The organism is Staphylococcus nepalensis (genome assembly GCF_002442935.1).
Lineage (GTDB): Bacteria > Bacillota > Bacilli > Staphylococcales > Staphylococcaceae > Staphylococcus > Staphylococcus nepalensis.
Map to the genome: position 1 here is coordinate 2,633,674 of NZ_CP017466.1, position 26,571 is coordinate 2,660,244.

The following is a 26,571-nucleotide window of genomic DNA, read 5'->3' on the forward strand; positions in this document are numbered from 1 at the left end:
AACTGGTATTTAAAAAGGTACACTTTCAAAATAATTTAGGAGGTCAGTTTATTGTCTAAAAATCATCTCTATGTCAATTTATATGAAACTTTGAAACAACAAATCATAGAAGGTCAATATAAATCTGAAGATAAGTTTCCATCTAAACGTGCGTTGGGACAACATTTATCAGTAAGTAACACTACGATTGAACATGCCTATCAACTTTTATTAGATGAAGGGTACATTTATTCTAAACCGAGGTCGGGTTATTTTGTTTCTGATATTGAAACGCTTCCTATCATTCCTACAAATATCAATCATGCACATCAGATATTTAGCTCAAACGAAAACTTCCATAATCCAAAACCAGATTACGATTTAGCGTTTAATATGTCTGAAATTGATACAGAATACTTCCCAATGAAACAATTTAGAAAATATGCTAAAGATGCTTTTGAAGATGATGAACTCGATCTTCTGCTACATGCAAGTTTCAAAGGGGAAATCTCATTAAGACAAGAAATTGCGCATTATTTATTTAATAGTCGTGGTGTTACTTGCCATCCTGAACAAATTATTATTGGTTCTTCGACTGAGCAACTTATCAATCTTTTAACAGATATTTTAAGTAACGGCAAATTTTTAATAGAAAACCCTAGTTATCCCCCTATTAAGCAAGTATTAGATAAAAAACAAATAACCTACCTTCAAGTCCCGGTCAGCCATACAGGGATAGAAATAGATTATTTCCAAAAATCAAATAATAATATTGCTTATGTCACACCTTCTCATCAATTTCCAACAGGTTATGTGATGAGCTTAAAAAAACGCACACAACTTATAAATTGGGCACAACAAAGTGAAGGTAGATATATCATTGAAGATGATTATGATTCAGAATTTCGATATTTTGGGAAACCTATTCCTGCCTTACAAAGTTTAGATACTAAAGACAAAGTTATTTATATCAGTACTTTCTCCAAATCACTGTTCCCAAGCTGTAGAATAGCTTATTTAGTATTGCCGAATAAATTATTATCAACTTATAATCAATTAAATAACAAGGAAGGTAATACAGTTCCTGCTCACACGCAAAAAATAGTAGCAAATTTTATGAAATCCGGTAGTTTTGAAAGACATTTAAATAAAATGAGAAATGTATATAGACATAAATTAACGACTATTTTAAATGCATTGATGCCATATCAATCTCAGTTAAAAATAGACGGTGCTTTAGCAGGTATGCATTTTACATTAACTGTAAAAAACAGTCTCACAATGAAACAATGTCTAGAGAACGCCAAAAAAAACAAATTAAAAATCATACCTTTTAGTCAATATGACAATAACCAAAATTCAGTAAAATTTATTTTAGGATTTGGTGGGATACCTATATCTCAATTAAAAGAACATACAGATGCGCTTATTAAATCTTTAATAGTATAAATTAGTATCATTTAAATAATAGATTAAAAATTCTTTCTTTTAAAATGTCACTTTTCTTTTTATGCAGTTAATGGAACTTATACATGAGCTGAGGGCTCATGTATTCCTCACTTGCACGCTTTCCTTACTCACTTACCACTTGTAAGCTCGTTTCGTCTTTCGCGTAGTTCGTCAGCTTCAAACGCTTTCTCATAACAATTGTTTTTCAGTGCTTCACACTGGTAGTTAAGTCCTTTTGGCAAAAAAAAGAGACCTTTCGGTCTCGGCTCATCGCACCCTATATGTTTGCCTGGCAACGTCCTACTCTTGCGGAACGTAAGTCCGACTACCATCGGCGCTAAGGAGCTTAACTTCTGTGTTCGGCATGGGAACAGGTGTGACCTCCTTGCTATAGTCACCAGACAAGTTGATGTATAAATCATTATACATTCAAAACTAGATAGTAAGTAAATTTTAGTTCTACAAACAAAACATTTAAATTTGATTAAGTCTTCGATCGATTAGTATTCGTCAGCTCCACATATCGCTATGCTTCCACCTCGAACCTATTAACCTCATCATCTTTGAGGGATCTTATAACCGAAGTTGGGAAATCTCATCTTGAGGGGGGCTTCATGCTTAGATGCTTTCAGCACTTATCCCGTCCATACATAGCTACCCAGCGATGCCGTTGGCACGACAACTGGTACACCAGAGGTATGTCCATCCCGGTCCTCTCGTACTAAGGACAGCTCCTCTCAAATTTCCTACGCCCACGACGGATAGGGACCGAACTGTCTCACGACGTTCTGAACCCAGCTCGCGTACCGCTTTAATGGGCGAACAGCCCAACCCTTGGGACCGACTACAGCCCCAGGATGCGATGAGCCGACATCGAGGTGCCAAACCTCCCCGTCGATGTGAACTCTTGGGGGAGATAAGCCTGTTATCCCCGGGGTAGCTTTTATCCGTTGAGCGATGGCCCTTCCATGCGGAACCACCGGATCACTAAGTCCGTCTTTCGACCCTGCTCGACTTGTAAGTCTCGCAGTCAAGCTTCCTTGTGCCTTTACACTCTATGAATGATTTCCAACCATTCTGAGGAAACCTTTGAGCGCCTCCGTTACTCTTTAGGAGGCGACCGCCCCAGTCAAACTGTCCATCTGACACTGTCTCCCACCATGATAAATGGTGCGGGTTAGAAATCCAATACAGCGAGGGTAGTATCCCACCAGCGCCTCCACGTAAGCTAGCGCTCACATATCTAAGGCTCCTACCTATCCTGTACAAGCTGTACCGAATTTCAATATCAGACTACAGTAAAGCTCCACGGGGTCTTTCCGTCCTGTCGCGGGTAACCTGCATCTTCACAGGTACTATGATTTCACCGAGTCTCTCGTTGAGACAGTGCCCAAATCGTTACGCCTTTCGTGCGGGTCGGAACTTACCCGACAAGGAATTTCGCTACCTTAGGACCGTTATAGTTACGGCCGCCGTTTACTGGGGCTTCGATTCGTAGCTTCGCAGAAGCTAACCACTCCTCTTAACCTTCCAGCACCGGGCAGGCGTCAGCCCCTATACATCACCTTACGGTTTAGCAGAGACCTGTGTTTTTGATAAACAGTCGCTTGGGCCTATTCACTGCGGCTCTCCTGGGCGTTAACCCTAAAGAGCACCCCTTCTCCCGAAGTTACGGGGTCATTTTGCCGAGTTCCTTAACGAGAGTTCGCTCGCTCACCTTAGAATTCTCATCTTGACTACCTGTGTCGGTTTGCGGTACGGGCACCATAAATCTAGCTAGAGGCTTTTCTCGGCAGTGTGAAATCAACGACTCGAGGAAACAATTTCCTCTCCCCATCACAGCTTGACCTTAAGAGTGCCGGATTTGCCTAACACTCAGTCTTACTGCTTGGACGTACAATCCAATCGTACGCTTCGCCTATCCTACTGCGTCCCCCCATCGCTTAAAACGAATTATGGTGGTACAGGAATATCAACCTGTTATCCATCGCCTACGCCTATCGGCCTCAGCTTAGGACCCGACTAACCCAGAGCGGACGAGCCTTCCTCTGGAAACCTTAGTCAATCGGTGGACGGGATTCTCACCCGTCTTTCGCTACTCACACCGGCATTCTCACTTCTAAGCGCTCCACATGTCCTTGCGATCATGCTTCAACGCCCTTAGAACGCTCTCCTACCATTGTCCTACGGACAATCCACAGCTTCGGTAATATGTTTAGCCCCGGTACATTTTCGGCGCAGTGTCACTCGACTAGTGAGCTATTACGCACTCTTTAAATGATGGCTGCTTCTAAGCCAACATACTAGTTGTCTGGGCAACGCCACATCCTTTTCCACTTAACATATATTTTGGGACCTTAGCTGGTGGTCTGGGCTGTTTCCCTTTCGAGCACGGACCTTATCACCCGCGTTCTGACTCCCAAGTTAAATTGATTGGCATTCGGAGTTTGTCTGAATTCGGTAACCCGAGAAGGGCCCCTCGTCCAAACAGTGCTCTACCTCCAATAATCATCACTTGAGGCTAGCCCTAAAGCTATTTCGGAGAGAACCAGCTATCTCCAGGTTCGATTGGAATTTCTCCGCTACCCTCAACTCATCCGCTCACTTTTCAACGTAAGTCGGTTCGGTCCTCCATTCAGTGTTACCTGAACTTCAACCTGGTCAAGGGTAGATCACCTGGTTTCGGGTCTACGACCAAATACTCAACGCCCTATTCAGACTCGCTTTCGCTACGGCTCCACATTCACTGCTTAACCTTGCATCAAATCGTAACTCGCCGGTTCATTCTACAAAAGGCACGCCATCACCCATTAACGGGCTCTGACTACTTGTAAGCACACGGTTTCAAGTTCTATTTCACTCCCCTTCCGGGGTACTTTTCACCTTTCCCTCACGGTACTGGTTCACTATCGGTCACTAGAGAGTATTTAGCCTTGGGAGATGGTCCTCCCGGATTCCGACGGAATTTCTCGTGTTCCGTCGTACTCAGGATCCACTCAAGAGAGAACAGATTTTCGACTACAGGATTATTACCTTCTTTGATTCATCTTTCCAGATGATTCGTCTAATCTATTCCTTTGTAACTCCGTATAGAGTGTCCTACAACCCCAACAAGCAAGCTCGTTGGTTTGGGCTATTCCCGTTTCGCTCGCCGCTACTCAGGGAATCGAATTTTCTTTCTCTTCCTGCGGGTACTAAGATGTTTCAGTTCTCCGCGTCTACCTTCGATACGCTATGTATTTACGCATCGATAATACGACATAACTCGTATTGGGTTCCCCCATTCGGAAATCTTTGGATCACAGCTTACTTACAGCTCCCCAAAGCATATCGTCGTTAGTAACGTCCTTCATCGGCTTCTAGTGCCAAGGCATTCACCGTGCGCCCTTAATAACTTAATCTATTTGCTTTCCAACTCGACAACCGTCGGTTGAAAACCCAAAATGTTATTAATCTGTGAGTGTTCTTTCGAACACTAGCGATTATTTCTTTTTGAATTCAAGCTTATTTAAAACTCTTATTCACTCGGTTTTGCTTGGTAAAATCATAAATTTTACTTACTTATCTAGTTTTCAATGTACAAATAATAAAAGAATACTCCAATGAGCATTCAAAACTGAATACAATATGTCAATGTTATTCCTTGTTCATCTTCTAAAGAAGATGTTCCGAATATATCCTTAGAAAGGAGGTGATCCAGCCGCACCTTCCGATACGGCTACCTTGTTACGACTTCACCCCAATCATTTGTCCCACCTTCGACGGCTAGCTCCATAAATGGTTACTCCACCGGCTTCGGGTGTTACAGACTCTCGTGGTGTGACGGGCGGTGTGTACAAGACCCGGGAACGTATTCACCGTAGCATGCTGATCTACGATTACTAGCGATTCCAGCTTCATGTAGTCGAGTTGCAGACTACAATCCGAACTGAGAACAACTTTATGGGATTTGCATGACCTCGCGGTTTAGCTGCCCTTTGTATTGTCCATTGTAGCACGTGTGTAGCCCAAATCATAAGGGGCATGATGATTTGACGTCATCCCCACCTTCCTCCGGTTTGTCACCGGCAGTCAACTTAGAGTGCCCAACTTAATGCTGGCAACTAAGCTTAAGGGTTGCGCTCGTTGCGGGACTTAACCCAACATCTCACGACACGAGCTGACGACAACCATGCACCACCTGTCACTTTGTCCCCCGAAGGGGAAGACTCTATCTCTAGAGTTGTCAAAGGATGTCAAGATTTGGTAAGGTTCTTCGCGTTGCTTCGAATTAAACCACATGCTCCACCGCTTGTGCGGGTCCCCGTCAATTCCTTTGAGTTTCAACCTTGCGGTCGTACTCCCCAGGCGGAGTGCTTAATGCGTTAGCTGCAGCACTAAGGGGCGGAAACCCCCTAACACTTAGCACTCATCGTTTACGGCGTGGACTACCAGGGTATCTAATCCTGTTTGATCCCCACGCTTTCGCACATCAGCGTCAGTTACAGACCAGAAAGTCGCCTTCGCCACTGGTGTTCCTCCATATCTCTGCGCATTTCACCGCTACACATGGAATTCCACTTTCCTCTTCTGCACTCAAGTTTCCCAGTTTCCAATGACCCTCCACGGTTGAGCCGTGGGCTTTCACATCAGACTTAAGAAACCGCCTACGCGCGCTTTACGCCCAATAATTCCGGATAACGCTTGCCACCTACGTATTACCGCGGCTGCTGGCACGTAGTTAGCCGTGGCTTTCTGATTAGGTACCGTCAAGACGTGCACAGTTACTTACACATTTGTTCTTCCCTAATAACAGAGTTTTACGATCCGAAGACCTTCATCACTCACGCGGCGTTGCTCCGTCAGGCTTTCGCCCATTGCGGAAGATTCCCTACTGCTGCCTCCCGTAGGAGTCTGGACCGTGTCTCAGTTCCAGTGTGGCCGATCACCCTCTCAGGTCGGCTACGTATCGTTGCCTTGGTAAGCCATTACCCCACCAACTAGCTAATACGGCGCGGGTCCATCTATAAGTGATAGCAAAACCATCTTTCACTTTAGAACCATGCGGTTCTAAATATTATCCAGCATTAGCCCCGGTTTCCCGGAGTTATTCCAGTCTTATAGGTAGGTTACCCACGTGTTACTCACCCGTCCGCCGCTAACGTCAAAGGAGCAAGCTCCTTATCTGTTCGCTCGACTTGCATGTATTAGGCACGCCGCCAGCGTTCATCCTGAGCCAGGATCAAACTCTCCATAAAAAATTATGATGTTTGATTAGCTCATAAAATACTAATTTGTGTTATCAATAACACGTTGTTTTTGAATCAACATTTAATGTTGAATTCGGAATTAACGTTGACATATTGCAATTCAGTTTTCAATGTTCATTGTTTGTTTTTAAATATGGTGGAGACTAGCGGGATCGAACCGCTGACCTCCTGCGTGCAAAGCAGGCGCTCTCCCATCTGAGCTAAGCCCCCATAGTTTTATAAGAGTCGGGAAGACAGGATTCGAACCTGCGACCCCTTGGTCCCAAACCAAGTGCTCTACCAAGCTGAGCTACTTCCCGTATTTATTATAATATGCATTTTAAAATGGTGCGCCCAATAGGAGTCGAACCTATAACCGCTTGATTCGTAGTCAAGTACTCTATCCAATTGAGCTATGGGCGCTCTATTAAAATGATGGTGCCGAGGACCGGAATCGAACCGGTACGATGATCTCTCATCGCAGGATTTTAAGTCCTGTGCGTCTGCCAGTTCCGCCACCCCGGCAATATAATGGAGCAGAAGACGGGATTCGAACCCGCGACCCCGACCTTGGCAAGGTCGTATTCTACCGCTGAACTACTTCTGCAAATTGAAACTGGATGAGCCATAGAGGATTCGAACCTCTGACCCTCTGATTAAAAGTCAGATGCTCTACCAACTGAGCTAATGGCTCATGAAATGGTGCCGGCCAGAGGACTTGAACCCCCAACCTACTGATTACAAGTCAGTTGCTCTACCAATTGAGCTAGGCCGGCTATTCATTTTTAAAAGATGGTGGAGGATGACGGGTTCGAACCGCCGACCCCCTGCTTGTAAGGCAGATGCTCTCCCAGCTGAGCTAATCCTCCACATGATTATTATAAAGCCTGGCAACGTCCTACTCTTGCGGAACGTAAGTCCGACTACCATCGGCGCTAAAGAGCTTAACTTCTGTGTTCGGCATGGGAACAGGTGTGACCTCTTTGCTATTGCCACCAGACAAAATAACTTACTCAATATATGATACACGTTTTATCAAATAATTGCAACGGTCAATTTTACACTATTTTTAAAATTTCTTTAAAAATCATTTACATAAGACTCTGTTGCTTTCTCTTGAATTTGACGACTTTTATATATTACTTCATTTTTCGTTATTAGTCAATAACTTTTGTGTTTTTTATTTTTAAACTTTATATTTAAGATTTCAATGTCTCGTTTCCTCAACTCGACTTGAATAATCTTATCATATGAATATGTTAAATGCCAAACCTTTTTTAGTATATTTTTATATTTTAATAGGCATTTATGTCCCAAATGTTTCTTATTACAAAAATTAATTAAAGTAATATTAACATATCTAATAATTAATAACAGTAATTACATTTATTCCCTATTAATAATATAAAAACTAGATCAGTTATACCCCTATTATACAATATATACTGACCTAGTTTCTTGTTTCTATTTAATTGTGATACGTTTTTTATATAAACGGCTTATTTTTGTCTCATGTATGGGAATAATAGCACGTCACGAATCGAAGCTGAATCTGTAAGCAACATAACCAATCTATCAATACCGATACCTAGACCGCCTGTTGGAGGCATACCGTATTCTAATGCTTCAATAAAATCTTCGTCCATTTCATGTGCTTCGTCATTGCCTTCTTCTTTTTCGACTAGTTGAGCTTCAAATCTTTGTCTTTGATCGATAGGGTCATTCAATTCTGTAAATGCATTGCCGTGCTCTCTGCCTACAATAAACAGTTCGAAACGATCTGTAAATCTAGGATCTTCTGGATTTTTCTTAGCTAATGGTGAAATCTCGATAGGATGTCCATATACAAATGTTGGCTGAATTAATGTTTCTTCTACTTTTTGTTCAAAGAATTCATTTAAAATGTGTCCGTATTTCATATTACCGGTGATTTCGACCCCATGTTCTTTTGCGAGTGTTTTTGCTTCTTCATCACTTTGTACGTTATAGAAGTCTACACCGGTAGTCTCCTTAACTGCATCTGCCATATGGATTCGTTTCCAGTTTGATTCTAAATCAATTACATCTTCACCATAATTAATTTTGGCAGTACCTAATACTTTATTAGAAATGTGTCTGATCATATCTTCCGTTAAATCCATAATATCATGATAATTTGCATATGCTTCATATAGTTCAATCATCGTAAATTCAGGGTTATGACGTGTAGATACGCCTTCATTTCTAAACACACGACCAATTTCATATACTTTTTCCAATCCGCCTACGATAAGGCGTTTTAAGTGTAGTTCAATTGCAATTCGCATATAAAGCGTAGCGTCTAATGCGTTATGATGTGTTACAAATGGTCTAGCAGCAGCACCACCAGCTATTTGATGCATCATCGGTGTTTCTACTTCTAAGAAACCTTGTTGGTTTAAATAGTTACGCATCTCTTGTAAAATTTTGCTTCGGTTAATAAACGTTTTTGTGCTATCTTGGTTTGTAATTAAATCGAGATAGCGTTGACGATAACGTTGTTCTATATCTTGTAAACCATGGAATTTGTCTGGTAATGGACGTAATGCTTTAGTTAAAAGGACAAATGATTTAGCTTTAACTGACAACTCACCTGTTTTAGTTTTAAACATTACTCCGTCGATACCGACTATATCTCCTAAATCTGTTGAATTCCAAATATCAAATTGCTCATCGCCTACTTGATCTTTTCTTACGTAAATCTGAATCTGACCAGATAGGTCTTGTACATGTGCAAAACCAGCTTTACCTTTACCACGTTTTGTCATGACACGTCCAGCGATGCTAACATGGCTCTCTTCTTCTTTTTCTTGCAATTCTTCTTTTGTAAATTGGTCCCAATCTTCATGTAATGGTGTAGCCATTGAAGTTCTTTCGAATTTTTGACCAAACGGATCGATACCTAAATCATATAGTTCTTGCATTTTTTGACGACGTACTTGCATTTGGTCGTTCATTTCTTCTGACATAACTTTCTCTCCTTTATGCTTCTTGTTCCACATTTTTAGTTTCTTTATTTTTTACTTATTGTTAGAAATTGTGAATCATCTATATCATTTCTTATTTAGTTTCTTTTTGATTTAAAACATTTCTAACTTTGTCTTACTATGAAAAAATTTAAATACGCTGGATACATATTTACACATTCTCATTATGACAACTTTTTTCTCTTTTCAATTCTACTAGACGTTGCAAACGTAATAAAGGGATTAAAAATTCATCTTTTATAGAAAACACGTCAACAAGTTGTTTAATTTGTACAAACACATAATAAATGATTCAAAGCTCAACTCATACTTCTGAGCAATTACGCTCTATCTACCTCTCAATTTTGATACTTCTTAACTGAGTTATCAGTTGTCACTAAATTACCAACCTTTTTATTAGTGAGTGGCACAATACAATCTGATGCGATGTCATTTAATGGGATAAGCACAAATGAGCGATCCAACATGCGTGGATGCGGCACAATCAAATCATCTTCTTCAATGACTTGATCACCATATAATAAAACATCGACATCTAAAGTTCTAGGGCCCCATCGTATATCTCTCACTCTATGCAGTTGTTGCTCTGTATCAAGACATGCGTTCAATAAGGCGTGTGGTTTTAGTGACGTTTGAATTTCAATGCATTGATTTAAAAATTGAGGTTGGTCGACATACCCAACAGGTTCAGTTTCATATATTGGCGATATTTGCGTTACATGGATGCCATCTTTTTCATTCAAAATACGAATGGCCTTCTTAAGTTGTACTTCTCTTTCTCCAACGTTACTTCCTAACCCTAAATATGCATATTCCATTAGAAATTCTCCCTCACTATTTCTATACCTACACCATCATAATGACCTGGTATAGGAGGATTTTCCTTAGTGATCCTAACTTTCGTTTCCATTACACGATTATAGTGTGAATTTATACGTTTTGCAATACGTTCAGCTAGATGCTCTAATAAATTTACTGGTTTACTTTCCATGATTGCTTTAATTTCATCGTATATCTCACCATAGTGAACTGTATCAGTGACTTGATCAGTTTTACCAGCAATACTCAAATCCACTTTCATTGTTACATCTACAATAAATATTTGGCCAATTTCATTTTCTGCTGGTAAAGCGCCATGGTAACAATAAAACTTCATACCATTAAGAAAGATTGTATCGTGCATACTCATTCTCCTTTAAATAATCCATACTTTGTCCTAAACGAGCATTGAGTACAACGTTATGCACTCTTACACCTTTAACGCCTTTCATTATACCATATGCAGTCGTGGCTGCTGTCGCTTCATCTCTTTCAGTCGCTTTGGTATCTTTATCAACCATTTCTTTAATAAATCTTTTTCTACTCGTCGCTAATAATACAGGATAGTCTGTAGCTACTAATTCATCTAATCGAGCCATTACTTCTTGTTCTTCTTCTCTGGTTTTAGCAAAACCAATACCCGGGTCAACCCAAACTTTCTCTTGAGGAATGCCAGCCATTTCCGCTTTGTTAGCTTGTTTTAATAAATATAAGAGCATTTCTTCAACAACAGGTTCTGACCTCTGACCATCACCATTATGCATCAGTACAATTTCACCTTCATATTTGGCTACAACGTCGAATATTTTTTCGTCATACAAACCAGCCCATTGATCATTAATCATAGTTGCGCCTAATTTCATTGCAGCTTCTGCAATCTCACTTCTATATGTATCAATAGAAAGTTGAATATCAAATTGATTTAACGCTTTTACAACAGGAATTACGCGTTCCAATTCTTCTGTCACGCTAATTTCTTCATAGCCTGGACGTGTAGATATACCGCCTATATCTATGATATCTACACCTTCATCAATCATTTCTTCAGCTCTTTTGATTGCTTTTTCTACAGAATTATATTTACCGCCATCAGAAAATGAATCTGGGGTCACATTTAATATGCCCATAATTTTTGTATGTGCCATAGTCACTTCTTCCTTTCACGCTTAGATGCTCCATTAGCATTATAATTACTATTCTATAATAACGCTAATTATTATTTTTTTCAGTAAACAATGCTTAAACCATTTATAAGAAACAATTAACGAGATGCTCATTTTTAAAAAGAAACCTAGCGGTCATTTAATTGACTTTTGCATTTCAATATAAAATACTGAGTGTTTATTACAGGTAAAATATAAAATTAACCAATTGTTTTCCTTGAACGATTATTAATACTAAAAAAACCGATCGCGTATATACACGACCGGTTAGGAAAAATAAAATTTAATCTTCAAATGAATATAACGGTGTAGAAAGGTAACGTTCACCATTACTTGGTAATACAGTGACTACTGTTTTACCTTTACCTAATGATTTAGCTTTTTCTAAAGCTGCATAAATTGCTGCACCAGAAGAAATACCACCTAGGATACCCTCTTCTTTAGCAACTTTACGAGACATATCCATTGCTGTTTCGTTACCAACTTTGATTACTTCATCATAAACATTTGTATCTAGTGTGTCTGGTACAAAACCAGCCCCTAAGCCTTGTAATTTATGTGGACCAGGTTCTCCACCACTTAGTACAGGAGAATCTTCTGGTTCAATCGCCACAAGATTAATGTCAGGATATTTTTCTTTCAATACTTTACCGGCACCAGTCAATGTACCCCCAGTACCAACACCTGCTAAGAAAGAATCAATTGTTTTTCCTTCAAACTGTTCGACCAATTCTGGACCAGTTGTCAATTCATGTACGCGTGGATTAGCCGGGTTTTCGAATTGTTGTGGTTCATAATAACCGTATTCTTCTTTTAGTTCTTTCGCTTTTTTAATAGCGCCTTTCATCGCTTCTGCCCCTGGTGTTAAAACCACTTCTGCACCGTAAGCTTTCAATAAATTACGACGCTCTTGGCTCATTGTTTCAGGCATCGTAAATACTGCATTATAACCTTTAGCAGCACATACAAAAGCTAATCCGATGCCTGTATTACCACTCGTTGGTTCGACAATTGTATCACCTGGTTTAATCTTACCTTCTTTTTCGGCTGCTTCAATCATCGCTAAGGCAATACGGTCTTTAACTGAGCCCGCTGGGTTTTGGTACTCTAGTTTTACATAAACATCTGCTGAATTTTCATCCACCACATTATTTAATTTAACTACCGGCGTATTGCCAATAATTTCGACGATATTATTTACTGGTTTATTTGTCATAAGTATTGCTCCTTTTCATTAAAAAGTCTAAAACCTACTTTTTCTATCGGATATACTTTTCATTTTATCAGATTTTGTTTTGAATACAACTGAGAAGATTGAATATTGCAATATTTTTATAATATGCTACTGTTACACTTCTATTTTATAGCAATTATTGCATCTTTTCTAATAATTCCTGTAATTCGCTTTCTGAATATTGATATTTGTTTCTGCAAAAGTGACATTCTGCCTCTGCGCCATTATCTTCATTAATCATGCTTTCTATTTCAGCTTGGCCGAGGCCTTTGATTGCATTCAAGAATTTTTCATGACCACAATTACATTCAAAACTTGTAGGCATATTTTCTAAAATTTGTACATTATCTTCTCCTAGTACTTCAAATAGAATTCCTTCAGGTGTTAAGCCTTGATCAATCAATTTAGAAACTGGCGTCATGTTATTGATAACTTCTTCCAACTTATTAATCGTTTCTTCTTCAGCACCAGGCATAACTTGAATAATAAAACCGCCAGCTGCTTTGATAGAATTATCAGGGTTTACTAGTACACCTAAACCAACAGATGAGGGTGTTTGTTCACTTTTAGCAAAATAGTAAGTGAAATCATCCCCCAATTCACCGGATACAAGTGGACTTGAACCTGAAAAATAGTCTTTCAAGCCAACATCTTTTACTACTGTTAATGCGCCATTACTGCCTACCGCACGGCCAACATCTAATTTACCTACGTTATTTAAAGGAAAATGTGTTTGTGGGTTTGTTACATATCCTCTCACGTGGCCATTAGCATCTGCATCAGCAATGATTTTTCCAATCGGGCCTTGGCCATCCACGGTAACTGTTAATTTTTGTTCTCCTTTAAGCATAGCCCCCATCATTAATGTAGCAGTCATTGTTCTGCCAAGTGCTGCAGATGCTGTTGGCCAAGTATAATGTCTTGTTTGCGCTTCTTGTACGCTTTCTGTAGTTAAGGCACTATATGCTCTTATTTGTCCTCCATAAGCCAATGCTTTAACAATATAATCGTTTGTCATTTCTGTAATTACTCCTTTGATTTATTTTAATGTTTAAATTCATTTTTTAGTTTTCATTTAGAACTTTTTACTACTTTTTATCAATGCAATTTATTGTAATTGTTCAGGCAAAAAATTGCTACATATCTGTTTATAATGTTTATTTAAAAAATAAGTAACCATAAAAAGCTTCTTTCTACATCAATATGATAGCAGAAAGAAGCTTTTCGTTCAGTTATTAATTTCTATTGCTTGGATCATTAGGATCGCTTGGATTGCTTGGTTTATCAATGTTCGGCGGTTGTTCATGACCTGTGTCTTCATCAGAATCATCATCGCCGTCGTGTTGTCTTTCTTCTTTTTCTTTATCGATATCTTCTTCTTCTTTGTGGTCTTCTTCTTGTTGTTTATTACCGATGTCTCGTTGCTCTTTACGGACATCTTCATAAGATTTACCGTATTTACCTTCTTTAAATTCTTTTTCTTGATCACTCACAACTTTCGCTGCATCATAATCCACTTCAGGAAGTACACCATCATAGAATAGTGAATGAATTTGTTCAGCAACTAATGTTTCTTCTTTTAATAAAGCCTCTGCAATTAAAATTAATTGTGATTGATGTTCTAAAAGAATGTCTTTACAACGTTCATATTGCTCTTTGATGATACGTTGGACTTCTTTATCGATTTCATAAGCAATTTGACCAGAGTATTCTGGTTCGCCTTGCATATCTTTACCTAAGAATACTTGTCCACTGCCACTGCTTGAGAATTGAACTGTACCGAGTTTCTTACTCATACCATATTCAGTAACCATTTGACGCGCGATTTGTGTTGCACGTTCAAAGTCATTTGAAGCACCAGTTGATACTTCGTTGAAGTTAATATCTTCAGAAACACGTCCGCCTAGCAAGCCACAAATTTTATCTAATAACTCTGGTTCAGTCATTAAGAAACGATCTTGTTTTGGTAACATCATTGCGTAACCGCCAGCTTGTCCACGTGGCACAATAGTCACTTTATGGACAACCTCTGCCTCATCAAGTACCATACCAATAATCGTATGACCTGCTTCGTGGTGCGCCACAATATTACGTTCTTTTTCTGAAATAACACGTGATTTTTTAGCAGGGCCAGCAATAACACGGTCAGTAGCCTCTTCTATATCACGCATGTCGATTTTCTTCTTACCTTCACGCACTGCAACTAATGATGCTTCGTTTAATAAGTTTTCTAAATCTGCACCTGAGAAGCCAGGTGTTCTTTGAGACACTGCTTTTAAATCCACTGTTTCATCAAGTGGTTTATTTCTAGCATGAACATGTAAAATGGCTTCACGCCCTTTGACATCTGGACGGCCGACTTGGATTTGTCTATCGAAACGACCTGGACGTAATAATGCCGGGTCTAAAATATCAGGTCTGTTTGTAGCGGCAATCATAATGATACCTTCATTTTCACCAAAACCATCCATTTCAACTAGCAATTGGTTTAATGTTTGTTCACGTTCATCGTGACCGCCACCTACACCAGCGCCACGTTGACGACCAACTGCATCGAGCTCATCAATAAAGATAATACAAGGTGCGTTTTTCTTAGCATTTTCAAACAAGTCACGTACACGGCTTGCACCGACACCTACAAACATCTCAACGAAGTCTGAACCACTGATTGAGAAGAATGGCGTACCTGCTTCACCAGCTACTGCACGCGCTAATAATGTTTTACCGGTACCTGGAGGCCCAACGAGTAAAACACCTTTTGGAATTCTAGAACCCATTTGTTTAAATTGTTTATTATCTTTTAAGAAGTCTACAATTTCTATTAATTCTTGTTTTTCTTCTTCTGCACCCGCTACATCTGAGAAGCGTACACGTTTTTTCTGGCTATCGTACATTTTAGCTTTGGACTTACCAAAGTTCATCATACGGCCGCCACCGCCGCCGCCTCCTTGTGCTTGGCTAAGGAAGAAAATAAATAATAAGGCAATGATTAATACAGGAATTAATGTAGTTAAAATACTTACAAATACACTTTGTTTTTCTTCTTCTTTAACTGTAAATTTCAATCCATCTTGATTTTGTGCTTTGTCTGTTATTTTTTCAAGCTCTTTATCATTGTTATATAAAATTGTTGAAGAATAATCTTCATCATTTTTAGTTTTACCACTTACCATATATACATTTTGTTCAGGTTGAATTTCTAATGATTTTAGTTCACCTTTATCCAGTTGCTTAACAAATTGGTTATAAGTAAGCTGTTTTGGCATATTTCCGTTACCATTTAGCCACGAAAACAAACCAAATATAATAACGCCAATGATTGCGATAACTAGCACGTTACGAAAGGCTTTCTGCATGCGTCGTTTCCTCCTACTTCAATAATAAAACTAACAAAAATTGTAACACAATACATAAGTTTCAGGCCAGTAATTATACTTTTTGTACATATGTTAAGACCTTTGTTAATTTTTTACTTTAATAATTTTTTAGATAAGATATACAAATGTTAAAACATACGCTTTATTAAACTTCTAAAAGTTTATGTATAGGCGAGTCAATTAAGTTAACATCACTATGTATATTAACTTATATTATCTAATTACGTTTTATAGTATATAACAATATTTCATCCGATTAAATTGTACTGCTTACTTTGAATAAATTTCTGGTTTAAGTGTGCCGATAAACGGTAGGTTTCTGTATTTCTCAGCGTAATCTAAGCCATAACCCACAACGAATTCATCTGGTATCTTTTTACCCACATATTTGGCTTCGATATCTGCTTTGCGTCGGTTTGGCTTATCTAACAATGTTACAATTTCAAGTGAGTTTACTTTTCTTGATTCTAATAATTCTGTAATTGATTTTAAAGTTGTCCCTGTTTCTAAAATATCTTCGATAATTAAAAGATCTTTCCCTTCTATAGAAGCACTCAAGTCTTTTAATATTTGTACTTCACCAGTAGACTCTGTCCCACCATGATAACTAGAAACATCCATAAAATCGATAGCTAGGTGTGTATCGATGTGTTTAATAAGGTCTGTCATAAACATTACTGAACCTTTTAAAATACCTATGCAAACAAGTGGCTTACCAGCGTATGCTTCAGTGATTTTCGCTCCTAAATCTTTGCATATGCCTTCTATTTCTGCCTCGTCTAATAACACTTCTTTTAAATCATCTCGCATATTTTCATTCCTCTCCCATATTTCGTATAAAAATAGATGTTTTATATTTATTATTTAAATATAACGTACCTACCGCAATAATTTCATCATCTGCATTAACTAAAATCGGTAACTGATTTCGTTCGGTTTGTATAATTTTATAATCAATAAGTAACCTACTAACCTTTTTGTGGCCTTGTACACCATTTAGTTTGAATTTATCCCCATCGTTTCTTGTTCTGACGAGTAATGGGTAACACTCATTTGGAAAATCATTCGTAATATCAATACTATAATGACCATAGTTATATACACCTGGGTGTTGAATCTGTATTGGCACAAGAGATTCATTATAATTTGCCATTATTATAAATTTATCATAAGCGATATAAATATTCCATTTATCTGTCGTATATAATGTGCATTGACTTACATGATTTTCAATTTGCCTGAACCAAGATTCATACATTTTTTCTGTCATCGGTTTTAATATACCTAATTTCGAAACAATTATATCTAATATGATTGTTTTCAAATTATGATTTAAATTAGAAAATAAGTCTCTTGGGATTACTATTTCTCTCTTATTAGCAATACCTTTAACATACATTTCAATAAAATGATTTGCTTCTTTTTTAAGGTCTTCTAGTTGTGTGTCATGCCATGCTTTCAATTTTAACAATTGTTTTGTCGACAAATGGCAGTTACGTTCTATTGCTGGTAAAATACGATTACGAATATCATTTCGTACATACTGATTTTCAGCATTCGTTTCGTCTTCATAATAAGGAACTTCATGCAAGCGCTGGTAATTTCGAATCTCAGCTTTAGTTATTTCTAACAGAGGTTTGCACAATGCATATGACCCTCTTGCAGTAAGATACGACATACCCAAACTACTTCGAGTGGAACGCCCAGTCATCAATCGATAAAAAATCGTCTCAATTTGGTCGTCTTGATGATGTGCCGTTAATAAAATATCTGCGCCAAGTTTTTCCATCATATCATCAAACCACTCGTAGCGTTTTAATCGAGCGATGCTTTCAATACTATTCCCTTTCTCAACGACATTCGATAAGTCTAAATGATGCACGTATAGGGGAATTTGGTATGAAGTACAGAAATGTTTTATAAATGTTTCTTCTTCCTTTGCAACATCGCGAATATGGTGATTCACATGTAAGCACGTTAGTTTACGATATGTTTGAGATAAATCAGTTATTAATTGATGCAATAATGCCATACTATCTATGCCTGTAGAAACAGCCAACACAATATGTTGATGCCCATCCCAACCGGCCGTGTTAATCTTCATCATAGCTTACCTCCTTTATCATAATATGAAAGTACTCCGTATCGCTAATTATTGGTACGATTGGTAAGTCTATATACAACAAAAAAGAGACTGTTTCCTTAAGCAAGAAAACAGTCTTATATTGTTAAAGTCAAACTTAATTTAGAATCATAATAAATGTTGTACTTAAGCAATTAATTTAAGTTCTCTTGGGAACAGTCTTATTTTATATATTTTTTAGCGTCTAGTGCCTTTTCCGCCACGTCTAGATTCAGTTTGACGTTTAATAGAAGTTAGCTTATCTTCGCTATCTTTTAAGAAGTTTGTTAATTTCTTTTCAAAATCCTCACCTTTAGGTTGAGATTGTTTATGATTTGGTTTGTTTTGAGGTCTACGTGGACGATCTTTTGCTTTTTTAATTGATAAACTAATTTTTCCGTCATCAGCAATTGAAAGCACTTTAACTTCAACTTCCTCACCAACAGATAAGTGATCCTCTACGTTTTCAACGTAATTATCTGCAACTTCACTTATGTGAACTAAGCCACTTTTTCCTTCTGGAAGTTCGACGAAAGCGCCAAACTTTTTAATTCCAGTGACTTTACCTTTAAGCTTGTTTCCTACTTCGATTGACATATTATAAATAAATCCTCCCGATTTGTTTCGATTTTAATCCTATTATATGCCTGTTTGCATAAATTAACAATGGTATAATGATGCAAAAAATTAATTTCAATTATTTACTATCTTTTTTATCTTTAGATTTAGAGTCAGACTTATTATCGCTAGGCAATTTAAAAATAACTTCCCCGTCGTTACTTAAATAGTAATCATCTCGTGCAACTTTTTCAATATAATCTTTATCATTCAAATTATTTAATTGCTCCTTCAACGCTAATTCTTCATCTTGTTGTTTTTGATATTTTTGTTCTTTTTGTTGACGTTCGGCTGCATCTTCACTATTACTTTGTTTTTGAGTGACAAGCATTACAGATAAAATAATGATAATGAGTAGTAAGATACCGCCAAATAAAGTGATACGTCTGCGAATGACACGTTTTCTCGTTTGTTTTTGTTGCTTTTTTTTATTTTCTGATGAAGTATACGTATTCCCTATATTTTCAACTTTTTTACTCAATTGCTTGTCACCTCTCTTTCTATATTTATATTTCACTTACTTTTTCTTCTTTAATTAATTCGTACATGCCTTTTGCATTTTCTTTCGTTGCATGTTCACTTAATCCTGTTACTTTAATTGTTACCACTTTTTGCCCAAATCGAACAACAAGTTCGTCAGATTCTTTAACATCTGTGCCTGCTTTAGCAACTGATCCATTGACAGTGACACGTCCTTGGTCACTGATTTCTTTTGCCAACGTACGACGTTTTACCAACCTTGAAACTTTAAGATATTTATCTAATCTCATCCCTTTTCCCTCCTTGCTCTAAAATTTGCTTTAAGTCCGCTTCACTTAATGACATATTTTTGGTTTTATCATACAACGCTAAGAAGTGGTCTGCAAATACTTTTTCAAACTTAACACGTTGTTTCTTTCCTTCTTTCGATTTCGCATCGGACCATATATTTTTTAAATCTTCTTCCGTTTCTGCTTTAGCATCATTAAAAACATGTGGGTGTCTGCGTATCATTTTTTCTGAAAGACTTTGAATCACTTCGTATATATCGATGTAGCCTTCTTTTTTACCTATACTTGCATGGAGCAACACCTGTAAAAGTATATCTCCTAACTCTTCAATCATATGCCAGTCATCTTCATTATCGATGGCTTCAAATAATTCAAATGTTTCTTCCAATAAATAACGTTTTAACGTGTGATGTGTTTGCACTTTATCCCATGGACAGCCTGTTTCCTCATCCACAAGTCGTTCTATAATACTAACTGCGTAGTCAAAATCACTATAATATGCTACTTCTTTTTCAACTTTCGGAATAAATACACTGGTTATGTTATTAAAAGCGTCGCTATAATGGTCTAATTCGTATAAAGGCGTGGCAATTACGTTGGCCTTGTTGTTTCTGGCTCCGTCCACAATATATACCATTTGTTCATCACTATAGCGTTCCATCAATGTTACTTTTAAATCGCCAGCAACCATCGAACTATAAACTTGCGTAACCAATGTATGTGTTCGGATATTCAGCTGTTCAGTTTGTATATCTGTTGCATCTAACATGGTAAAGCCATCATTCGGGTCAACTTTTATAGCTTCAAATATATCGTCTATAAAACTTTTTCCGCCTAAAATTTCAACTTCAACATCAGCATGTGTTTGGGCATATTGCTCTAATTTCACTGTCGTCGTTTCAGCTACACGCGGATGACCCGGCACCGTATATACAATGTCGCGTTCATTTACAGCGCTTATTAATTGCGACACAATTGATTCATACACTTCTTCAAAGGATTGGTTGTTTTGATATGCTTGGTCAAAACTATCGAATTGAATACCTTCCATCGTTAAGTCTTGAATAACTGGATGCTCTAATGTACGTGTATATACTAACGCTTGTTGTTTTAAAAATTTATAAATACCTAAAGGTAAATCATCTACACCATAATTGCCTAGCCCAACGATTGTGATTTTATTTGTCATTAACGTTTCCCTCTTTTCATGTGGAATAGCTTATCTCCAAAAGGTAAATGCTTAAGTTCTCTAAAGCTTAATAAATTCAGACGTACAATAGCAAATATCACCACACTTATGCCCATAAATGCTGCTATCGCTAACTCAACTAATCCTTCAACTCTTCCTTCACCTGGGATAAGAAGTAATACAATTTGTACGGCAAACGATAGCATCACCATTGTGAGCAGTAATTTAAAGATAAATTTTTGCATCGCTTGAAAATGATACGCTTTTAATACTTGGATATGCAATATCCAAACAAATACAATAAGTGATAGTACAGTACTCAGACTTGCGCCTATTATTGAAAGTTGCGGTATTAACACAAGGTTTAATATCGTTTTAATAACAATGCCAGCGCAGAACGCTAATAATATCATTCTCACTTGATTTTTCACTTGTAGTAACGCAATATCCATCATTATGAGAGACACACATATGACTGTAAGCATATAAATTGAAAGCGTTCCGTTTAAGCTATCGTTTTTAAAAAACACATGGTTCATGATTGGAAGCAAATTGATTAAACCAACAGCAGCTGACACACTAAATAAGATGGTTATCTTTATAGACGCATTAGCATAACGATTCATGCGCATATATTGTTTCGTTTTTATCGCATCAGTCAGTAGTGGAATAAGCACAAAACAAAATGTAGTTGTTACAATCAAACCCATCTGAATAAATGAAGCGCCTCGGTCAAAAATTCCTTTTTGAACTGTAGCTGCTTCAAAACCTAGGCCCATATACTGAAGTGAACGTATTATTGTAAAGCTATCAACTACTTGCCATACAATAACAATCAATTGACTTACTGCAAAAACGATAATTCCAAGCGTTAATTTTTTCCAAGCTACATGGTTTCCTGTATATGTGCGTGTTAATTTAAATGGTCTGCGTTGTATCAGAAATAGGCTTGAAACTAAAAAACCTATTGCAGAGCCAAGAATCGCTAATGTACCCGCTTGGTAAATATCCCATGACTGACTTGCGAACATCACGATAGCAGCCATTATAATTGCTACACGAATAAACTGCTCTATTACCTGTGAAATAGCTGGCGTGTTCATATGTCGGTGCGCCTGGTAATACCCACGATATACACCGAGGACACCAACAAATAAAAAGCTAACACTTGCCGCTCTTAACATGGGTGCTAAATTGATATCTCCCATCAGTAGTGCCACCCAATGGGCACAAATGAACATTAGAAAGAAAAATACAATACCTATATATTGCAACCTTAGTAATACGCGAGTGTATTGACTGGCTTGACCGTTCACACCGAAAGTTTGAGTTACAGCACTTGGGATTGCATTCATTGTTAAAATAACGCCTAATGCTACAATTGGATAAACTTGTTGGTAAGCGTATAATCCCTCGTCCCCTAGTATATTTTGATATGGAACGCGATACAAAGCACTAAGTACCTTGACGATAATAAGTGCTATCGTAAGTACAACGACACCATTAAAAGTATTTGGTGTGTCAAATTTAGTTTTCATCCGGTATAACCATACTTTCTTCTAAACATTTTGCTAAGAATTTTAAGTTATCTAACCAAGCTTTACCTTTATTTAACGTCACTTTCATTTTACCATCTTGAACGCCAACTTTCATTGCACGCCCTAAAGGTTGTGTTTGTTTAAAGAGTGTTTCACCATTTATATCAGTAGTCCCTTTTTCAGATAAATCAATTTCAATTTTTTTACCCATATCTTTAATTAGTGTTACTCCTGCGTGCAATGCATATACTTTAATTTCCATCATTTCTAATAATCTTTCAACTTCAACAGGATAGTCGTTGAAGCGGTCTATGAGCTCATCTTTAATGTCCATCAATTGTGATTTTGTTTCAATTTTACGCAGTTTTTTATAAATTTCAATTTTAGCCTGTTCATTTGGAATATATTCTGCTGGTAAATAAGCATCAATATTTAATTCTATTTCAACTTCTGGTACGTCAGGTTTTTCTTCTTTAATACCGCGTTTTTCATTAACGGCTTCTTCTAACATTTGGGAATATAAATCAAAGCCTACTGAATCAATAAACCCATGCTGTTGCTTACCTAAAAGGTTACCAGCACCACGAATATTCAAATCACGCATAGCGATCTTAAAACCTGAACCTAATTCAGTGAATTCTTTAATTGCTTGTAATCTTTCTTCCGCAGTTTCTGATAACACTTTATTAGAAGGGTGTAAGAAATACGCATAACCAATACGACTTGAGCGTCCCACGCGTCCTCGTAATTGATATAATTGACTAAGCCCAAATTTGTCAGCATCCTCAATAATTAAGGTGTTCGCATTTGGGACATCTACGCCCGTTTCAATTATTGTTGTTGTGACAAGAATATCAAATTCATGATTGATAAAACTCAACATAGTTTCTTCTAAGTCTCGTTCATTCATTTGTCCATGCGCTACGCCAATATTGGCGTCTGGCATTAACATTTGTAACTGTTCTCGTTTCTCATAAATCGATTGGACTTTATTATATAAATAAAACACTTGTCCATCTCTTGAAAGTTCTCTTTCCAAAGCTTCTTTAATAAAATTCATATTTTGTTCTAACACATAAGTTTGGACTGGAAAACGATTTTCTGGTGGTGTTTCGATCACTGATAAATCACGAACACCTAACATACTCATATGCAACGTTCTTGGGATAGGCGTTGCTGTTAGTGTTAATACATCAACATTGGCCTTAAGTGATTTAATTTTTTCCTTATGTCGCACACCAAATCGTTGTTCTTCGTCGACAATTAATAATCCTAAATCCTTATAATGGATATCTTTACCTAATAGTTTGTGTGTACCTACAACAATATCCATCTCACCTGATTTCAAACCTTCTTTAACTTCTTTAACTTCTTTGGTAGTTCTAAATCTACTAATGAGTTGAATTTCTATTGGGAAATCTTGCATACGTTCTATTAACGTTTCATAATGTTGTTGCGCTAATATTGTCGTAGGCACAAGGAATGCTACCTGCTTACCTTCCATAACTGCTTTAAACGCTGCTCGAACGGCGACTTCTGTTTTACCGTAACCAACATCACCGCATAACAGTCTGTCCATTGGTTGCTCAACTTCCATATCTTGCTTAATTTCTTCAATCGATTTTCCTTGGTCGGGTGTCAATTCATAAGGGAAATCTATTTCAAAATCATTTTGCTGTGGTGTATCTGGCCCATATTTATACCCAACTGACATTTCTCTTTCTTTATATAGTTCTATTAATTCATCAGCCATATCTTCAACATTTTGTTGAACCTTGGCTTTTGTTTTTTTCCATTCGGTGCCCCCGAGTTTGTTTAACTTGGGTGACTTGTCTTCGGAAGCCACGTATTTTTGTACTTGATCCATTTGATCGACGGGTACAAATAATTGGTCGGTTCCTTTATATTGCAGTTTGATATAATCTTTATGAACGCCTCCAACTTCAAGGGTTTCAACACCTAAATATTTACCGACACCATGATGCACGTGGACCACAAAATCTCCAACTTTTAAATCTTGATAGGATTTAATTTTCTCTGCATTGGTTAATTTTTTATGTTGTTTCGCTTTTTTCTTCTGCTTAGATTTAAAAAGCTCACGTTCTGTTACAACGGCTAACTGCATATAAGGTAATTCAAAACCTTCTGACAAACTACCTTCAGTGATAATTGCGCTACCACCTTCAACCTGTGGGCTTGGTGTATCGATAAACGTTGGTATATGCATTTCATTTAACATTGATTGGATGCGCTCTTTTTTTAATTCAGTTTCTGCTAATACGATGACAGTATAATCATTCTGAATAAAACGCTGAAATTCTGAACGCATAATATCATATTGACCGTAAAATTGTTGTACCGGTTTACAAGAAAACTTAATGATATCATTCAATTCTACAGACATGGTCGTAGTAAATAGCGTAAAGTACGTGACTGGATATTGTTTTAATAAAGATTCAAAACCATCATATTGTAAAAAGTTTTGACCCATAAACCCTTTACCACTCTCGATTAAACCTTGCATAAATTCATCCGCTTCAGAAATCAGGTTTGTTTCTGTTTCTTTAATACGATTGTATTCATCAACAGCAACTATGGCATCATCTTTGAAATAATCAATAATGGTTGCAGGTTCTTCATACATAAACGCTACAAGCCTACGTAGTACTTGATGATCAAATAAAGAAGATTCAAACAGCTGAAAGCTTTCATAAGTCTCTTTCAAATCATTACGTACTGATTTATCTATTTTAGGACGCGTATATTCATATGCTTCTTTTAACTTTAATTTTGTGTGTTTCAATACATCATCAGTAATGATATAATCACTGGCCGTTGTGATTTCTACTTGATCTAAATTAGCCTCTGAGCGTTGTGTTTCCACATCAAAGTGGCGAATAGAATCTACTTCTGTATCGAACAGTTCAATTCGTACAGGCATGCCTATCAATGGGTATATATCAATAATCCCCCCACGTAAAGAAAATTCCCCAATATGTGAGACAACACTTTCTCTTCGATATCCCATGTTCACAAGTTTATTTAAAAATTCATCAACGTCTATATCATCGCCAATAGCTAGTCTAAGTTGATGCGATTGCCACATTTCAACTGGTGTTAACCACTTTTTCAATCCGTTTAAAGGCACGATAAACAAGCCTCTCTTTTCTTGAGCAAGCGCAGTTAATGTGCGCACACGTTCACTCATAAATTGAGGGCTTTGTGTTGAAAATTCTTCTGTCATAATATCTTGCATTGGATATTTGTATATATCATCAGCGTCTATATATTGAAGCAAATCGCTTTCTAACTTATCGGCTTGATATAAATTATTTGTTATCACAAGCATTTGTTTAGGACTGTGAATAAACTTTTCAGCTATAATGGTCGCTTTGGCAGAACTAGATAATCCTGTTACTAATACATTTTCTTCACCAAATACTGCATTCAATTCTTGGTAACGTTTATCTTCTTTAATATATTCTGTAATTATTGATTTCACTTGACCTCACCATTAAACTCATTCATCACATGATCAAAACGAGCGCTTTCAATATATGCTTCTACTGCACGTGCTGAATGTTCTATTACTTTATTCATTGTTTCCATTTCTTGTTTTGTAAACCTTTGTAAAACATAATCAACGATAGACATGCCATTGGAAGGACGATCCACTCCTATTCTAATACGTTTAAATTGATCTGTACCTAAAGATTGTATAATCGATTTCATACCGTTATGACCACCAGCGCTTCCTTTTTGTCGCAAGCGAATCTCACCTTGTGGTAAATCTAAATCATCATATAGTACGAGTAAATCGTCTACATCAATATCATAATACTTCATCAGCGGTCCTACTGCTTCACCAGATAAATTCATCATCGTCATCGGTTCAATAAACATAACTTTTTCACCCGCTAAACGTTCTATGGTATAAGCACCTTTATATTTTTGTTTATCTAATTTAAATTGGTTTTGTTCTAACATATAATCAACGACTTCAAACCCAATATTATGTTTGGTTTGCTCGAAGCGTTTGCCTATATTGCCTAAACCTACAATACATTTCATTACGTTACC

Annotated in this window: 17 protein-coding genes, 8 tRNA genes and 4 rRNA genes; 1 reads left to right on the plus strand and 28 read right to left on the minus strand. The window is 37.3% G+C overall.

Features of this window, described 5'->3' with window-relative positions; translation table 11 throughout:
* Positions 1-51 precede the first annotated feature (51 nt).
* Positions 52-1,428: a MocR-like pyridoxine biosynthesis transcription factor PdxR gene (pdxR, locus tag BJG89_RS12640; protein ID WP_096810941.1), complete on the plus strand. Its 1,377-nt coding sequence runs from the start codon at positions 52-54 to the stop codon at positions 1,426-1,428.
* Between the two features lie 287 nt (positions 1,429-1,715).
* Here the strand turns inward: pdxR and rrf (BJG89_RS12645) are convergent.
* The 28 genes from rrf (BJG89_RS12645) to pth form a co-directional block, all read right to left on the minus strand.
* Positions 1,716-1,830, minus strand: a 5S ribosomal RNA gene (gene rrf, locus BJG89_RS12645).
* Positions 1,831-1,908: 78 nt separating this feature from the next.
* A 23S ribosomal RNA gene (locus BJG89_RS12650) occupies positions 1,909-4,829 on the minus strand.
* 283 nt (positions 4,830-5,112) lie between these two features.
* Positions 5,113-6,665: ribosomal RNA gene (locus BJG89_RS12655) — 16S ribosomal RNA — on the minus strand.
* A 146-nt stretch (positions 6,666-6,811) separates the two neighbouring features.
* A tRNA-Ala gene (locus tag BJG89_RS12660) sits at positions 6,812-6,887 on the minus strand.
* 15 nt (positions 6,888-6,902) lie between these two features.
* Positions 6,903-6,976: transfer RNA gene (locus BJG89_RS12665), tRNA-Pro, on the minus strand.
* Between the two features lie 26 nt (positions 6,977-7,002).
* Positions 7,003-7,079: transfer RNA gene (locus BJG89_RS12670), tRNA-Arg, on the minus strand.
* A 13-nt stretch (positions 7,080-7,092) separates the two neighbouring features.
* Positions 7,093-7,181, minus strand: a tRNA-Leu gene (locus BJG89_RS12675).
* A gap of 7 nt (positions 7,182-7,188) precedes the next feature.
* Positions 7,189-7,263, minus strand: a tRNA-Gly gene (locus BJG89_RS12680).
* 14 nt (positions 7,264-7,277) lie between these two features.
* A tRNA-Lys gene (locus tag BJG89_RS12685) sits at positions 7,278-7,350 on the minus strand.
* Between the two features lie 6 nt (positions 7,351-7,356).
* A tRNA-Thr gene (locus BJG89_RS12690) sits at positions 7,357-7,432 on the minus strand.
* A 17-nt stretch (positions 7,433-7,449) separates the two neighbouring features.
* A tRNA-Val gene (locus BJG89_RS12695) sits at positions 7,450-7,525 on the minus strand.
* Positions 7,526-7,541: 16 nt separating this feature from the next.
* A 5S ribosomal RNA gene (rrf, locus tag BJG89_RS12700) occupies positions 7,542-7,656 on the minus strand.
* The 16S, 23S and 5S rRNA genes sit together here with 8 tRNA genes alongside, the layout of an rRNA operon.
* Positions 7,657-8,155: 499 nt before the next feature.
* On the minus strand, positions 8,156-9,643 hold the full coding sequence (lysS, locus tag BJG89_RS12705; protein ID WP_096810942.1) for a lysine--tRNA ligase: 1,488 nt from the start codon (positions 9,641-9,643) through the stop codon (positions 8,156-8,158).
* 356 nt (positions 9,644-9,999) lie between these two features.
* On the minus strand, positions 10,000-10,479 hold the full coding sequence (gene folK / locus BJG89_RS12710) for a 2-amino-4-hydroxy-6-hydroxymethyldihydropteridine diphosphokinase (RefSeq protein ID WP_096810943.1): 480 nt from the start codon (positions 10,477-10,479) through the stop codon (positions 10,000-10,002).
* Positions 10,479-10,844 carry a dihydroneopterin aldolase gene (folB, locus tag BJG89_RS12715; protein ID WP_096810944.1) on the minus strand — a complete coding sequence of 122 codons (366 nt, stop codon included), beginning with the start codon at positions 10,842-10,844 and terminating at the stop codon, positions 10,479-10,481. Before folB ends, folK begins: the two co-directional genes overlap by 1 nt.
* A complete protein-coding gene (gene folP, locus BJG89_RS12720; RefSeq protein WP_096810945.1) occupies positions 10,822-11,625 on the minus strand; it encodes a dihydropteroate synthase in 804 nt (267 codons plus the stop codon). The genes folB and folP overlap by 23 nt, the downstream gene beginning before the upstream one ends.
* Positions 11,626-11,926: 301 nt before the next feature.
* Positions 11,927-12,859 (minus strand): cysteine synthase A, encoded by a 933-nt coding sequence (gene cysK, locus BJG89_RS12725; RefSeq protein ID WP_096810946.1) that lies wholly within the window; start codon positions 12,857-12,859, stop codon positions 11,927-11,929.
* Between the two features lie 154 nt (positions 12,860-13,013).
* Complete coding sequence (gene hslO, locus BJG89_RS12730; protein ID WP_096810947.1) at positions 13,014-13,895, minus strand: Hsp33 family molecular chaperone HslO; 882 nt, start codon at positions 13,893-13,895, stop codon at positions 13,014-13,016.
* Positions 13,896-14,112: 217 nt separating this feature from the next.
* Positions 14,113-16,233, minus strand: a complete 2,121-nt coding sequence (gene ftsH, locus BJG89_RS12735; protein WP_096810948.1) for an ATP-dependent zinc metalloprotease FtsH — start codon at positions 16,231-16,233, stop codon at positions 14,113-14,115.
* Positions 16,234-16,524: 291 nt separating this feature from the next.
* Positions 16,525-17,064 carry a hypoxanthine phosphoribosyltransferase gene (hpt, locus tag BJG89_RS12740; protein ID WP_096810949.1) on the minus strand — a complete coding sequence of 180 codons (540 nt, stop codon included), beginning with the start codon at positions 17,062-17,064 and terminating at the stop codon, positions 16,525-16,527.
* 4 nt (positions 17,065-17,068) lie between these two features.
* Positions 17,069-18,358 (minus strand): tRNA lysidine(34) synthetase TilS, encoded by a 1,290-nt coding sequence (gene tilS, locus BJG89_RS12745; protein WP_096811243.1) that lies wholly within the window; start codon positions 18,356-18,358, stop codon positions 17,069-17,071.
* Between the two features lie 216 nt (positions 18,359-18,574).
* Positions 18,575-18,973, minus strand: a complete 399-nt coding sequence (locus BJG89_RS12750; RefSeq protein ID WP_096810950.1) for a S1 domain-containing RNA-binding protein — start codon at positions 18,971-18,973, stop codon at positions 18,575-18,577.
* Positions 18,974-19,073: 100 nt separating this feature from the next.
* Positions 19,074-19,475 carry a septum formation initiator family protein gene (locus BJG89_RS12755; protein WP_096810951.1) on the minus strand — a complete coding sequence of 134 codons (402 nt, stop codon included), beginning with the start codon at positions 19,473-19,475 and terminating at the stop codon, positions 19,074-19,076.
* 25 nt (positions 19,476-19,500) lie between these two features.
* The gene (locus BJG89_RS12760) at positions 19,501-19,764 is read right to left on the minus strand and encodes an RNA-binding S4 domain-containing protein (protein ID WP_096810952.1); all 264 of its coding nucleotides are present in this window, start codon (positions 19,762-19,764) and stop codon (positions 19,501-19,503) included.
* Positions 19,751-20,953: a MazG nucleotide pyrophosphohydrolase domain-containing protein gene (locus tag BJG89_RS12765; protein WP_096810953.1), complete on the minus strand. Its 1,203-nt coding sequence runs from the start codon at positions 20,951-20,953 to the stop codon at positions 19,751-19,753. Before BJG89_RS12765 ends, BJG89_RS12760 begins: the two co-directional genes overlap by 14 nt.
* The gene (locus BJG89_RS12770) at positions 20,953-22,491 is read right to left on the minus strand and encodes a polysaccharide biosynthesis protein (protein WP_096810954.1); all 1,539 of its coding nucleotides are present in this window, start codon (positions 22,489-22,491) and stop codon (positions 20,953-20,955) included. Before BJG89_RS12770 ends, BJG89_RS12765 begins: the two co-directional genes overlap by 1 nt.
* Entirely contained in the window at positions 22,481-25,993 is a 3,513-nt protein-coding gene (mfd, locus tag BJG89_RS12775; protein WP_096810955.1) for a transcription-repair coupling factor, read from the minus strand. The genes BJG89_RS12770 and mfd overlap by 11 nt, the downstream gene beginning before the upstream one ends.
* On the minus strand, positions 25,990-26,562 hold the full coding sequence (gene pth / locus BJG89_RS12780) for an aminoacyl-tRNA hydrolase (RefSeq protein WP_096810956.1): 573 nt from the start codon (positions 26,560-26,562) through the stop codon (positions 25,990-25,992). Before pth ends, mfd begins: the two co-directional genes overlap by 4 nt.
* Between the last annotated feature and the right edge of the window lie 9 nt (positions 26,563-26,571).